Here is a 14,424-nt window from a genome sequence, read left to right on the forward strand (position 1 = left end):
ATCAATCCCTCAACCTTGCACTTATCTCAGTAGTCAGTTTTTTTAACACCCGGCTAACTATAGCATCAATTTCCGGTTCTGTTAGCGTTTGTGAAAAATCCTGCAAAATCAAACCTAAAGCGACACTTTTATAACCTGGCTCTATCCCCTGACCCTGATAAATATCAAACACAAAAATGTCCTGTATTGCCGCTTCCGAGCAATCTTTAATATGCGTGACAATGTCGGCAACTGCACAGCTTTCATTAACCAGTAAAGCCAGGTCTCTCCGTACCGATGGAAACTTGGATAAAGGGCTAAAGGCCGGAATCTTTTTCTTCAAGAGCAATGTTTGATCGAGCTCAAACAGAAAGACTTGTGCGCCTATCCCCCACTCTTCTTCCAACTTGGGATGCAACATACCCAACCAGCCGATATGTTCCCCATCGGCAGACTGAATTTCAGCGGTCTGACCTGGATGTAAAGCCGGGTGATTACTTTTTACAAAGCTCACTTCGTTTCCGGTTAACGCGAACAAAGCTTCAACATCGGCTTTCACGTCAAAAAAATCAACTTTACGGCGTTTCTCACTCCATTGTTCAGAATAAGCCTCGCCCAGAACCAGACCTGCCAGCATTTTCTGCTGAATCAGTTCGTCTTGTTTTTGTAAAAAACGTAAACCGCTTTCAAAAATTCTGATCCGGCCTTGTTGACGATTGATATTATACAAAGCCGCCTGTATGAGTCCACACCATAACGAACTGCGCATGACTGCCAGCTCTGACGACAAGGGGTTTTGCAATCTGACGACAGTTTCACCGGGGGTAATCGCCTGTTGCAGCTGTTCATCAACAAAGCTATAGGTGATGACTTCTTGATAATCTCTTGCGACCAAAGCGTCCTTGACAGTGTCAAGCTCAACCACTGTTTCAGGTGCTTTGCTTAATTCCGATCGCATCAGCAGGCTGGTCTGTGGCAAGCGATTGTAGCCATAGACTCGCGCCAACTCTTCTATCAAGTCGGCTTCTATCGTAATATCAAACCGAAAACCGGGCGGTGTAACCTGCCAGCCATCAGAGACCGATTCGACCATCATGCCCAGACCGGTAAAGATCTTGATTATTTCGGCATCATCCAGCGCTACCGCTAGAATGCTATCCAGCTTTTGTCTGCGTAACTTGACCGGTTGACGTTCCGGTAAATGCGCTGTTGAAACCCGCTCTGTAATAGGGCCTGCCGAACCACCCGCTATTTCCAGAATCAATTGGGTTGCTCTTTCAATTGCACGTTCTTGCAGAAAGGGGTCGACACCTCGTTCAAAACGGTGGGACGAATCGGTATGCAAACCGTATTTACGCGCCTTACCCATCATCTTGTCAGGCGTAAAAAAGGCACATTCCAGAAACACATCTTGAGTTTCATCGTTAACTGCCGAACTGCTGCCGCCCATGATGCCGGCCAGCGCCAAAGCGCACTGCTCGTCGGCAATGACCAAAGCATCTGTGTCCAATTGAACAGACTGGTTGTTCAGCAATTCCAGCGTTTCATCTTTATGGGCCCAACGAACTTGAATGCCGCCGGATAATTTAGCCAGATCGAAGGCATGCAAGGGTTGACCCATTTCCAATAACACATAATTTGTGACATCGACTAAAGGCCCCAGGCTGCGCAAGCCTGAACGACGCAAACGTTCCTGCATCCATAAGGGCGTGTCGGCTTTTGCGTCAACCGCTTTGATTAAGCGTCCCAAATAACGCGGGCAGGCTTCTTCTACATCAACAGATACAGGCAATTCATCCGAATGAGTGATTGGCGCTTTAACAACCGGCAACGCTGACAAATCCATCTGATTCAGTACCGAAACCTCCCTGGCGATACCTTCTACACTCAGGCAATCGGCTCTATTAGGCGTCAAGTCGACTTCTATCAAGTTGTCGTTGAGCGTCAGATAATCTCTTATATCAACACCGACCGGGGCTCCGGCTGCCAGCTCCATTAAGCCGCTGGCCTCTTCAGCAAGTCCGAGCTCTTTCTCGGAACATAACATGCCAAACGATTCAACACCGCGCAGCTTTGATTTTTTTATTTTAAAGTCGCCCGGCAAGACAGCGCCCACCAATGCGGCAGGAATTTTTAACCCAACCCGAACGTTGGCAGCACCGCATACGATTTGCAGCGGTTCTTGTTCACCGGTTTTAACTGTGCACACTCTTAAACGGTCTGCGTCGGGGTGCTGTTCCATAGCAACGACTTCTCCGACCACTACACCGCTAAAGACAGCGGCCGCCGGTTCAACCGAATCCACTTCAAGACCGGCCATTGTTAACTGTGCAACTAATTCATCCGTGCTTATCGCCGGATTTACCCGCTCTCTCAACCACGCTTCGCTTAATTTCATGTCTGATCACTCCCTATTTGAATTGCTGCAAAAATTTAAGATCGTTTTCAAAAAACAGCCTTAAATCATTGATTCCATAACGCAGCATTGTCAGTCTCTCAACACCCATTCCGAAAGCAAAACCGGAAAAAACCTCGGCATCAATACCGACTGACTTAAATACTTCAGGGTGAATCATGCCGCAACCCATGACTTCCAGCCAACCCGTATGCCCGCAGACCCGGCAACCTTTTCCGTCGCACATGACACACTCGATATCGACTTCCGCAGAGGGTTCGGTAAAGGGAAAATAGGAGGGCCTGAAACGGACTTGAATATCCTTCTCAAAGAATGCGCGTAAAAATTCATAGACCACACCTTTCAGATCGGCAAAACTCACTTGAGTATCGACCAGAAAGCCTTCAACCTGATGAAACATGGGAGTGTGGGTAATATCGGAATCGCAACGATAAACACGGCCTGGCGCAATCACTTTTAACGGCGGCTTTTCGGCTTCCATGGCGCGGATTTGTACGGGAGACGTATGCGTTCTGAGTACGGTGTGCGCATCAAAATAAAAAGTATCGTGCATCGCACGCGCAGGATGATGATCCGGAATATTCAACGCGCCGAAATTATGATAATCGTCCTCAATTTCCGGTCCTTCGACAACTTTGAATCCCACGCTGGAAAAGATCCTGGATATCCGCCTGAGTGTCACGGTTACTGGATGCAAGCCTCCCACATGATGACCCCTGCCCGGCAATGTCACATCAATGCTTTCACTCGCCAATCGCTGCTCTAAAGCGGCATTTTGAAGCTCAAATTTCCTTGACTCCAGACTGTCCTGGAATTTATTTTTAGCATCATTAATCACTTGACCGGCTTCTCGACGCTGGACAGGATCAAGCCTGCCGAGTTCTTTCATCTGTGCAGTAAAAAGTCCCTTTTTACCCAGATAATGAACACGGACCTGATCTAAGGAATTTAAGTCTTGGGCATTTGCAAGCTCGTTTAGTGCTTGCGCCAGAATATCTTGGAGAGTAGCCGACACTGCTCAGCTCGCTTTAGTAAGGGTTGGGATGGGATTTATAAAATCGATTAAAGGCTACAGAAGCAGCCTGGGCTTTGCCCTCTCCAATTCGGAAAGGGCAAATATATCGTAAGGCGACTGCCTTTACGATACCTTAAGGCTTACTGCAATTGGCTTGCGCAATTTTTGCCAATTCAGCAAATGCATCCATGTCACGCACGGCAATATCAGCCAGAACTTTACGGTCAACAGCGACGTTCGCTTTGTTCAGGCCATTGATAAAGCGGCTGTATGACATTCCGCACAAGCGGGCAGCAGCATTGATACGCACAATCCATAAAGCTCTGAACTGACGTTTTTTCTGTTTGCGGTCACGATACGCATATTGACCGGCTTTAATCACCGCTTGTTTGGCAACCCGATATACACGGCTTCTTGCACCGTAATAGCCTTTCGCCAGCTTTAATATTTTTTTATGTCTTGCTCTGGCGGTTACGCCACGTTTAACTCTTGCCACAACGCTTCTCCAATTCTATTAACTATACGGCATCATACGTGCTGCCATGCGCACGTCAGACGGATGCAGAGAAGCTGCCTTGCGCAACTGTCTTTTTCTTTTAGTGGATTTTTTGGTCAAAATATGACGGCGATGTGACTGCTTACACTTAAAACCGCCGCCGCCTGTACGTTTAAAACGCTTGGCTGCTCCACGGTTAGTTTTTATTTTTGGCATTTGTTTTCTCCAATTATCAAAAAAAACGTCCCTGACATACTCAATTCAGCAAGGCAAAATGCATGGCCCTGAAGAATAACATTGCATCCGAAGATGCATTTTATTACCCCATCCCGGGTAACAAAAAAGGGTTATCCCATCTAAAAGCAATCGCTTTCAAGGAAACCCTGTTATTTTTTCTTTTTTGGTCCCATGACCATAACCATCTGGCGGCCTTCCAATTTAGGAAATTGCTCGACCAGTGCGATTTCTTCCAAATCCTTTTCAATTCGTTTCAGCAAATCCATACCGATTTCTTTATGTGCCATTTCACGACCACGAAATCTCAGGGTAATTTTTGTTTTGTTACCCTCTTCGAGAAACTTGACCAAGCTTCGCATTTTAACTTGGTAGTCGCCTTCTTCAGTACCTGGTCTGAATTTTATTTCTTTAACCTGGATCTGTTTTTGCTTTTTCTTGGCAGCTTGTTGTTTTTTATTGAGTTCAAACTGGAATTTGCCGTAATCCATGACTTTACAGACAGGAGGATCGGCATTGGGCGATATTTCAACGAGATCAAGATCTTTACTGTAAGCGAGCTGCTTGGCTTCCTCAATATTGATTATTCCAAGGGCCTCCCCTTCTGGACCTATGACTCTCACTCTTCTAGTAGTGATCGCATCATTCAGCCGTGTTTCATCTTTTTTAGCAGAAATACCCTAACCCTCCAAAACAATATTATTTTTTGTCTTCAACCGTTTGATTCAGCCGCATGATGAATTGATCGATTGTATGACTACCCAAATCCTCACCTTTTTGCGTCCGCACAGTGATTGAACTGTTTTCAAGCTCTTTGTCGCCGATAATCAGCAAAAAAGGAACTCGCTGCATTGAATGCTCGCGAATTTTAAATCCAATTTTTTCATTTCTCAAGTCAATTCTGATTCTAACACCGTGTTTTTCAAGGGTTCTCATCAGTTGAGTTGCATATTCAGTATGTCTGTCGGCAATCGTTAACACCACTACCTGCACTGGCGCCAGCCAAACCGGAAACGTACCCGCGTGCTGTTCGATCAAAATACCAATGAAGCGTTCCAATGATCCCAGTATAGCCCGATGAAGCATCACAGGGGTTTGCTTAGAACCATCTTCGGCGATATAACTGGCCCCTAATCGTCCGGGCATCGAGAAGTCGACCTGAATAGTACCACACTGCCAGACACGACCTATGCAATCTTTTAGCGAAAATTCAATTTTAGGACCATAAAAGGCACCTTCTCCAGGCTGCAATTCCCAATTCAACCCTTTATTGTTTAGCGCTATTTCAAGTGCAAGTTCCGCTTTGTCCCATACAGCATCATCGCCGACCCGATTTTCCGGCCGGGTTGACAGTTTGATCAGCACATCCTCAAAGCCGAAATCCTTATAAACCTCAAAAAGCAGATCGATAAAAGTGGATACTTCCTGCTGTATCTGGTCTTCCGTACAAAATATATGCGCGTCATCCTGCACAAAACTTCTGACTCGCATCAGTCCGTGCAATGTACCGGATGGCTCATTACGATGACAAGAGCCGAATTCCGCCATTCTAATCGGCAGATCACGGTAGCTTTTCATGCCCTGATTAAAAATCTGCACATGGCAGGGACAATTCATCGGCTTGATAGCGTAATCGCGACGCTCGGAATGGGTGGTAAAAATCATGTCACCAAACTTATCCCAGTGCCCAGACTTTTCCCATAACGACCGGTCGACAACCTGGGGTGTTTTGACTTCCCCATAGCCATTGACGTTTAATTTGTTGCGAATGTATTGTTCAACCTGCTGATAAATAGCCCAGCCTTTTTCATGCCAAAACACCATTCCCGGCGCTTCTTCCTGTGAATGAAAAAGGTCTAACGTTTTGGCAAGTTTACGGTGATCCCGCTTCTCTGCCTCTTCCAGGCGATGCAAATAATCTTTCAATGATTTGGCATCACCCCATGCAGTGCCGTAAATCCTCTGCAACATTTCATTATCAGAATTGCCGCGCCAGTAGGCTCCGGCAATCTTCATCAGCTTGAACGCTTTTATCTTGCCTGTACTGGGAACATGAGGTCCGCGGCATAAATCGGTGAATTCACCTTGTGCATACAACGACAAATCTTCATTTGCAGGTATGGAGGCAATAATCTCGGCTTTATAAGCTTCGCCCAAATTTTTAAAAAAATGGACGGCTTCGTCTCTGGAAACGAGAGTTCTATTCACCGGCAAGTCTGCAGCCGCTATTTGCTGCATTCTTTCTTCTATCGCGGTGAGATCGTCAGGGGTGAAGGGCCGATGATAGGCAAAATCATAATAAAAGCCGTTTTCTATGACAGGCCCTATAGTCACTTGCGCGTCAGGATAGAGCTGTTTAACCGCCTGAGCCATTAAATGAGCGGTCGAATGCCTTATGACTTCGATGCCTTCTGCGTCTTTTGAGGTAATAATCTGTAAAGCTGCGTCTGTTTCCAACAGCGTCGAAGCATCAACCAAGTTACCGTTTACTTTTGCCGCAAGCGTTGCATTAGCCAAGCCCGATCCAATCGATTGAGCTACTTCGAGCACAGTCACTGGCTGTTCGAAAATTCGCTGAGATCCATCTGGGAGACTAATGACCGGCATGATAAATCAACTGTTCTGGAATCAATAACAAAAAAGCACCGATAAACGGTGCTTTGGAATTTGGTAGGCGCGATTGGACTCGAACCAACGACCCCCACCATGTCAAGGTGGTGCTCTAACCAACTGAGCTACGCGCCTGAAGTCTGTTTGTTCAGTCCGCACATTATAGTCAGCTGTTTTTTTTTTGCAACGAATAAATTGCTCTGTAAATCTCAGCCCTATATTCGTTTGTCTAAAATACCTCCAAAGCTATAACACTTCTTCCTGCAGCAACCGGATTTTATCCCTGATTTTGGCCGCTTCTTCAAACTCAAGGTTACGGGCATGCAGATACATTTGTTCCTCAAGCTGCTTTAACTTTTTGGCCTTTTGCTTGGTTGTCAGGGCTTTATACTCGCCAACCACCTCGGCAACCTTTGTTTTAGGTATCGCTTGAAAGCCTGCACCAGGAATTGAAACTTCAAGGATATCCGTGATGGACTTGAATATGGTTGCCGGCTTGATGCCCCGTTCTAAATTGAACAAGCGTTGTTTTTCTCTCCTGCGTTCGGTTTCCTCTATGGCTTGCTGCATGGAGCGCGTGATCTTGTCGCCGTATAATATTGCCTTACCATTGACATTTCTTGCGGCCCGGCCGATTGTCTGAACAAGCGAAACCACTGATCGCAAAAAACCCTCTTTATCGGCATCCAGAATGGCAACTAGAGAAACCTCCGGAATATCAAGTCCTTCTCTCAATAAATTGATACCTACCAGCACATCAAATTCACCGAGCCTTAAATCACGGATAATCTCGACCCGCTCTACCGTATCAATATCCGAGTGCAAGTAACGCACCTTAATATCATGATCTGCCAGATAATCGGTTAAATCTTCCGACATCCGCTTGGTCAGCGTAGTTACCAGCACACGCTCATGGACCTTGATACGCTTATTAATTTCCGATAATAAATCATCGACCTGCGTGGATGCCGGCCTGACTTCGATTTCCGGATCCAGTAAGCCGGTTGGCCGCACGACTTGCTCAACAAAAACGCCGGAAAACTTCTTTTCATAGGGCCCGGGGGTGGCTGATACATAGATTCGCTGCCTGGCTCTTGCTTCAAACTCTTCAAAAGTCAACGGCCGATTATCCAAAGCGGAAGGCAATCTAAAACCATACTCGACCAGCGTTTCCTTGCGCGACCGGTCACCCTTATACATCGCGCCGATTTGCGGAATGGTGACATGGCTTTCATCCACTATAACCAGCGCATCTTTCGGTAAATAATCAAACATCGTCGGCGGCGCCTCCCCCGGCCCGCGTCCGGACAAATAACGGGAGTAATTTTCTATGCCTGAACAGTATCCCACCTCCAAAATCATTTCTATGTCAAAAAGGGTTCGCTGCTCAAGACGCTGCGCTTCAACCAGCTTGTTGCCAGAATTCAAGTGGGCCAAACGCTCTTTTAGCTCAATTTTGATAGCCTCGACTGCCGCCAAAAGCTGATCTCTGGGAGAAACATAGTGGCTTTTGGGGTAAACGGTATAGCGGGCTATACGCTGCAACACCTCTCCGGTCAAAGGATCAAACAGGGATAATCGCTCAATTTCATCATCGAACAATTCAATCCGCAAGGCCTCCTGTTCCGATTCCGCAGGATAGATATCGATCACTTCACCACGCACACGGTAGGTTGCTCGGCGCAGCTCGACATCATTACGCGTATATTGCATCTCCGCCAAGCGGCGAAGAATGGTGCGCTGATCGATCAAATCACCTTTAACCAAATGCAGCACCATTTTGAAATAGGACTCCGGCTCCCCCAGGCCGTAAATGGCAGAAACGGTCGCAACGACTATCGTATCTCGCCTTTCGATCAGTGCCTTGGTTGCTGACAATCGCATCTGTTCGATATGCTCATTGAGTGAAGCGTCTTTATCAATGAACGTATCTGAAGCGGGCACATAGGCCTCAGGTTGATAATAGTCATAATAGGAAACGAAATATTCAACACTATTTTCCGGAAAAAATTCCTTCATCTCGCCATAAAGCTGCGCCGCCAACGTTTTATTCGGCGCCAGGATCATCGCTGGTCTTTGCACCCGATCTATGACATTTGCAATCGTGAACGTTTTACCGGAGCCTGTAACACCCAATAAAGTCTGATGCACTTCGCCATCAGCAAGCCCCTCGATCAAGCGCTCGATTGCTGCAGGCTGATCCCCTGCCGGACTGTACCGGCTTTGTATTTGAAATGCTTTACTCACTGGACTTTAAATCTCTTGCGCAATTTAATGGATAATGTGTTAGCAAGCTATTATACATGGGTTATAATCGCTGCTTAATGAAGGGTAAGTTGAGTCAAGGATTTACTGTTTACTTATAACCTTTGATCCCGCTGACTGAATTGTCATACTCAATTTTATCAACTCAAGGCAAAATGGCTGCGCAAGCGGTTTTAAAGCCCCAACAATCAAACAATACGTTACCAGCAGTTTTAAACCATCAATTAACGGAAAACTATGAGCATTAAACTTTCAAACAGAGTCCAATCAGTCAAGCCGTCTCCGACTCTGTTAATCACAGCCAGGGCGGCTGCGATGCGCGCTGCCGGAAAAGATATCATCGGCTTAGGCGCGGGCGAACCCGACTTTGACACGCCAGATCATATCAAAGCTGCAGCGGTTACCGCGCTGGATAACGGCTTTACAAAATATACCGCCGTTGATGGTACTCCCGGCCTAAAAAAAGCCATCATCAATAAATTCAAAAAAGATAATAATCTGACCTATGAACCGAAACAGATCTTGGTTTCGTGTGGCGGCAAACAAAGCTCTTTCAATTTGACACAAGCCCTGCTCAATCCAGGCGATGAAGTCATCATTCCTGCTCCATATTGGGTTTCTTATCCGGATATGGTGTTATTAGCGGAAGGCGTGCCGGTCATTATTGAAACCACTCAGGCCCAGCATTTCAAAATGACTCCGGAACAATTACGGAACGCGATCACTGATAAAACCCGGCTGATATTTATTAACAGCCCATCCAATCCGACCGGTGTCGCTTATACGCTTGACGAGCTCAAAGCGCTGGGCAGTGTACTGAAAGAGTTTCCCAACATCATTATTGCAACTGACGATATGTACGAACATATCATCTGGGAAAAAGGCAGTTTTGTTAATATTTTGAATGCCTATCCTGAATTCTATGATCGTACAGTCGTGATGAACGGCGTATCAAAAGCTTATTCAATGACAGGCTGGCGTATCGGCTATGCGGGAGGCCCTGCCGACCTGATTGAAGCCATGTGCACGATCCAGTCCCAGAGCACTTCCAATCCGACGTCTATATCGCAAGTAGCCGCTGAAGCCGCTTTAAATGGCGATCAAAGCTGTATTGACACCATGATGGCAGAGTTTAAAAAACGCCATGACTATGTCGTTGCCGAATTAAACACGATTGAAGGTATTGACTGTATTCCAACGAATGGAACGTTTTACGTGTTCCCTAACGTAGAAAAACTGATTGCACGCATGGACGGCATCAATGATGATTTGGAATTTTCCGAATACCTGATCGAAAAAGCCGGGGTCGCCCTGGTTCCCGGCTCTGCTTTCGGATGCCAAGGTCATATCCGTATATCGATTGCAACCAGCATGAAAAATCTGGAAAACGCCCTGGATAGAATAAGAAAAGCGATTTAACTCCGCAATCAATGCTCAAGGACGAGCAGACAGGTGAACCCGGCAAATTAATTCCATAACCAGAAGACTTTGATACCTTTGCATCAACCAATGATGCACTCGCATAATTCAAACATCATTCCTTCCCTGGCCTTTTCTTTGGAGGTACCAAAATGTTAAAGGCAAAAAGCTTAGATAAAGACAAGCTCGATAAAATAGTCGCAGATGCTCGCCGACAGAAAGAAGATCGTGAAAAAGGTTACAGAGAACAAGCGTTAAAACTGTATCCATGGATTTGCGGGCGATGCGCCAGAGAATTTACTCATACGAACTTGCGCGAACTCACCGTTCATCACCGCGATCATAATCATGACAATAACCCCGGCGATGGAAGCAACTGGGAATTGTTATGTCTTTACTGCCATGACAATGAACATGCCCGTTATGAACACGCGCATTTTAATACTAACAACAGCTCAGCGAAGGACAATGATACTAAAGCAACACATAATCCGTTTGCTAATCTTGCTGACTTATTAAAATCCAAATAAATAACATCAATTCCGCCGGGTATCAGGCCATGTTTAAACGATTTATGCCGTTATCCCCCGTCACGGAAAAAAAACCCTCCGATAACCTGGAAGGACTGCTCTTAAAAAAATACGACGAATTGGTTGCAGGCAAACGGATTGACTATGATCCTGCTCAAATAGTAGTTTTGCAGCATTTGCAAGAATTACTAAAGCATGTTGTAAATGACGCCCATGAGGCTTCGACATCCAGTTTCTATAGAAAGTCTTCTAGAGACTTGAAATCGACAAAAAGTGTTTATATATATGGGGATGTAGGACGCGGCAAGTCCATGCTAATGGATTTGTTTTTTGATAACTGCCCTATTCATCAAAAGCGAAGAGTTCACTTTCATACCTTTATGCATGAAGTGCATGACTATTCCCACCGCTGGCGTATTGATAAAAAAACGGATGTACTAACAGCGCTGGCACATGAGATCAACAAAAATACGCGCCTGCTTTGTTTTGATGAGTTTCATGTCATTGATGTCGTTAATGCCGTAATTCTGGACAGGCTTTTTAGCCAACTCTATAAATTAGGGACCGTTATCGTATCTACATCTAACCGTCATCCTGATGATTTATATCAAGGCGGAATCACTCCTGAACTTTTTTCAGCTTTTATAAAACTACTTAAAGAAAAATCGAACATTCTTAAATTATCAGCTGAATATGATTATCGCCTAAATCATCCTCTAACTGATGACACATTCTATATAACGCCTAATAATGAAGCCGCAAGAGCCCAGCTGGAATCTCATTTTCATCGTCTAACCAACAACGCGCCGATTACACCACAATCTATGGTTGTCTTCGGTCATGCTATTCCGCTGTTGGCCGCTCATCATTCTGTTGCTCTTTGTTCATTTCAGGACTTATGTAGCCAGCCTCTGGGGCCTAGTGACTATTTAAAAATCTCGACTACTTATAAAACGCTAATTCTTTCAGATATTCCTAAATTGGTTCCGGAAAAGCATGATGATGCCAAACGATTTTCCACTCTGATAGATGCTTTATACTTTCACAAAGTAAAGCTTATCTGTAGCGCGGAAGTCGCGATCAACGAATTATACAATCAGGATCTTAATGCCTTTTTTCTTAATAGGACCGTGTCCAGATTAATTGAAATGCAGAGTAATCAATATTGGCAGGAATAAGCATCAACTCATTTGATTGTAAATTTTGGTCAAAAAAAAGGCCGTCTATTGACGGCCTTTTTCGCAGGTGTTACTTCAATATTACAAAGTATCTACTGCGTTAAGATCTCTAAATGCTTGCTCTAAACGCGTTACCATTCCTACTTCACCGGCTCTTTGCCATACACGAGGATCGTAATATTTTTTATTCGGTTTGTCGTCACCATCCGGATTGCCGATCTGACCTTGCAAATAACCTTCATTTTGAATGTAGAATTCACGGATTCCATTCCAGGTCGCCCATTGTGTGTCAGTATCAATGTTCATTTTGACAACACCGTAGCTGATTGATTCTTCAATCTCTTTAGGAGTAGATCCTGATCCACCGTGAAAAACAAAATTAAGCGTATTTGCAGGTACACCGTATTTCTCTGAAACATACTTCTGAGAATTATCAAGAATCTTTGGTGTTAATTTAACATTGCCAGGTTTATAAACGCCATGAACATTGCCAAATGATGCTGCAATTGTAAACCGGTGGCTGACCTTACTTAATCTTTCGTAAGCATAAGCAACATCTTCAGGTTGCGTGTAAAGTGAAGAGTGGTCAACGTCGGTATTATCAACTCCGTCTTCTTCACCACCTGTTACGCCTAATTCAATTTCAAGCGTCATATCCATTTTGCTCATGCGCTCAAGATACTTGGCGCAGATTTCAATATTTTCTTCAAGGCTTTCTTCAGACAAATCCAGCATATGTGAACTGAAAAGCGGCTTGCCAATTTCAGCAAATTGCTTTTCGCCCGCATCAAGTAAGCCATCAATCCAGGGCAATAACTTTTTAGCCGCATGATCTGTATGAAGAATTACAGGCACGCCGTAGTACTCAGCCACCGTATGAACATGTTTTGCACCAGCAATTGCACCAAGAATGGCATTCATTTGCCCTTCTAATTTCAAGCCTTTTCCAGCTACAAATTGCGCTCCACCGTTAGAAAATTGAACGATAACGGGAGATCTAACTTTGGCTGCAGCCTCTAAAGTTGCATTGATAGAGTCAGTATTAATGGCATTAACAGCTGGAAGAGCAAATTTATTGGCTTTGCAGATAGCGAATATTTTCTGAACATCTTCACCGGTAACTACGCCCGGCTTTACCACGTCTAAAATCTTTTGTGACATATCGTCTATTATCTCTTTAAATAACGTACCCGCTTTTCCTCAAACAGGTACGAATTGTTATTTAGCCAGCATTCGTCTTCGCAATCATTACAAAGACTTAAATTATGGATTGAATTTAAGACTTAAGCTTCCAGAGCCGCTAATCTTTCTGCCAAGAGCGCTTCTAAGCTCTCTAATGCTTTTTCAAAACCAAGGATACCTTCAGCCAGCTTGTCATTTGCCATTCTGTTTTCTTGATGCATGCTGTCAAATGTTGCCTTATCCATTGTAATCTTCTCAATAGTCAGGCTTGCAGCATGCTTTGGATCGAGCTTTCTAGGCAATTCACCTTCTGTCTCATGTAATTCAGCCAGCAAAGAAGGTGCTATCGTCAATAAATCGCAGCCCGCCAATTCAGTGATTTCACCTACGTTACGGAAACTTGCACCCATAACTTCAGTTTTATAACCGAATTTTTTGTAGTAATTATAAATACTGGTAACAGACACAACACCTGGATCTTCAGCCGGCTCATAAGAATCGCGACCTGAGTCTTTCTTATACCAATCAAGAATACGACCCACAAATGGAGATATCAGAGTAATTCCGTTTTCAGCACAAGCAATAGCCTGATGAATGCCAAACAATAAGGTCAGGTTACAAGCGATGTTTTCTTTTTCCAATACTGCAGCAGCTTGAATACCTTCCCAAGTTGAAGCAATCTTGATAAGTACGCGTTCACGAGATACACCTTGAGCTTCATATTGCGCAATCAACTCGCGGCCTTTTGCGATCGTTGCTTCGGTGTCATATGAAAGTCTTGCATCAACTTCAGTTGATACGCGACCGGGAATGATTTCTAGAATCTTTAAACCAAAAGACACAGCTAAACGATCAAAAGCAAGCGAAGCCACTTCAGAAGCTGAAGCGCCAGCGCCTAAAGTTGCTCTTGCGCCTTTCAAGGTATCATCAACGATACCTTGATATTGAGGCATTTGTGCAGCAGCTGTAATCAATGAAGGATTAGTTGTCGCATCTCGTGGCTTGAATTTTTCGATAGCTTGAATATCGCCTGTATCTGCCACAACGACAGTCATCTCCCTTAATTGTTCTAATAAATTTCTTGCCATGATGATGGTACC

General features: G+C 44.8%; 12 protein-coding genes and 1 tRNA gene. 3 read left to right on the forward strand and 10 right to left on the reverse strand.

What is annotated here, in order from left to right; translation table 11 throughout:
• Position 1 precedes the first annotated feature (1 nt).
• From pheT to uvrB, 8 genes are all read right to left on the reverse strand, one after another.
• Positions 2-2,377 (reverse strand): phenylalanine--tRNA ligase subunit beta, encoded by a 2,376-nt coding sequence (gene pheT, locus Q7V32_RS20075; protein ID WP_304898746.1) that lies wholly within the window; start codon positions 2,375-2,377, stop codon positions 2-4.
• A 13-nt stretch (positions 2,378-2,390) separates the two neighbouring features.
• Complete coding sequence (pheS, locus tag Q7V32_RS20080) at positions 2,391-3,410, reverse strand: phenylalanine--tRNA ligase subunit alpha (RefSeq protein WP_304898747.1); 1,020 nt, start codon at positions 3,408-3,410, stop codon at positions 2,391-2,393.
• 133 nt (positions 3,411-3,543) lie between these two features.
• Complete coding sequence (rplT, locus tag Q7V32_RS20085; protein ID WP_159653749.1) at positions 3,544-3,906, reverse strand: 50S ribosomal protein L20; 363 nt, start codon at positions 3,904-3,906, stop codon at positions 3,544-3,546.
• Between the two features lie 18 nt (positions 3,907-3,924).
• Positions 3,925-4,122 (reverse strand): 50S ribosomal protein L35, encoded by a 198-nt coding sequence (gene rpmI, locus Q7V32_RS20090; protein WP_159653751.1) that lies wholly within the window; start codon positions 4,120-4,122, stop codon positions 3,925-3,927.
• A gap of 170 nt (positions 4,123-4,292) precedes the next feature.
• Positions 4,293-4,817: a translation initiation factor IF-3 gene (gene infC, locus Q7V32_RS20095; protein ID WP_159653796.1), complete on the reverse strand. Its 525-nt coding sequence runs from the start codon at positions 4,815-4,817 to the stop codon at positions 4,293-4,295.
• Between the two features lie 22 nt (positions 4,818-4,839).
• Positions 4,840-6,747: a threonine--tRNA ligase gene (gene thrS, locus Q7V32_RS20100; protein WP_304898748.1), complete on the reverse strand. Its 1,908-nt coding sequence runs from the start codon at positions 6,745-6,747 to the stop codon at positions 4,840-4,842.
• A 61-nt stretch (positions 6,748-6,808) separates the two neighbouring features.
• Positions 6,809-6,885 (reverse strand) — tRNA-Val (locus Q7V32_RS20105).
• Between the two features lie 111 nt (positions 6,886-6,996).
• Positions 6,997-8,997 carry an excinuclease ABC subunit UvrB gene (gene uvrB, locus Q7V32_RS20110; RefSeq protein WP_304898749.1) on the reverse strand — a complete coding sequence of 667 codons (2,001 nt, stop codon included), beginning with the start codon at positions 8,995-8,997 and terminating at the stop codon, positions 6,997-6,999.
• Between the two features lie 255 nt (positions 8,998-9,252).
• On the opposite strand from uvrB, the gene Q7V32_RS20115 reads away from it, so the two are divergent.
• From Q7V32_RS20115 to zapE, 3 genes are all read left to right on the forward strand, one after another.
• The gene (locus Q7V32_RS20115; RefSeq protein ID WP_304898750.1) at positions 9,253-10,434 is read left to right on the forward strand and encodes a pyridoxal phosphate-dependent aminotransferase; all 1,182 of its coding nucleotides are present in this window, start codon (positions 9,253-9,255) and stop codon (positions 10,432-10,434) included.
• Positions 10,435-10,586: 152 nt separating this feature from the next.
• The gene (locus tag Q7V32_RS20120; protein ID WP_159652880.1) at positions 10,587-10,964 is read left to right on the forward strand and encodes a YajD family HNH nuclease; all 378 of its coding nucleotides are present in this window, start codon (positions 10,587-10,589) and stop codon (positions 10,962-10,964) included.
• Positions 10,965-10,993: 29 nt separating this feature from the next.
• On the forward strand, positions 10,994-12,142 hold the full coding sequence (gene zapE / locus Q7V32_RS20125; protein ID WP_304898751.1) for a cell division protein ZapE: 1,149 nt from the start codon (positions 10,994-10,996) through the stop codon (positions 12,140-12,142).
• Between the two features lie 81 nt (positions 12,143-12,223).
• Here zapE and fbaA read toward each other — a convergent pair whose 3' ends face one another.
• Both fbaA and Q7V32_RS20135 read right to left on the reverse strand, forming a co-directional pair.
• Positions 12,224-13,303: a class II fructose-bisphosphate aldolase gene (gene fbaA / locus Q7V32_RS20130; RefSeq protein WP_304898752.1), complete on the reverse strand. Its 1,080-nt coding sequence runs from the start codon at positions 13,301-13,303 to the stop codon at positions 12,224-12,226.
• A 122-nt stretch (positions 13,304-13,425) separates the two neighbouring features.
• Complete coding sequence (locus Q7V32_RS20135) at positions 13,426-14,412, reverse strand: transaldolase (protein ID WP_304898753.1); 987 nt, start codon at positions 14,410-14,412, stop codon at positions 13,426-13,428.
• Between the last annotated feature and the right edge of the window lie 12 nt (positions 14,413-14,424).

The organism is Methylicorpusculum sp. (assembly GCF_030651835.1).
Lineage (GTDB): Bacteria > Pseudomonadota > Gammaproteobacteria > Methylococcales > Methylomonadaceae > Methylicorpusculum.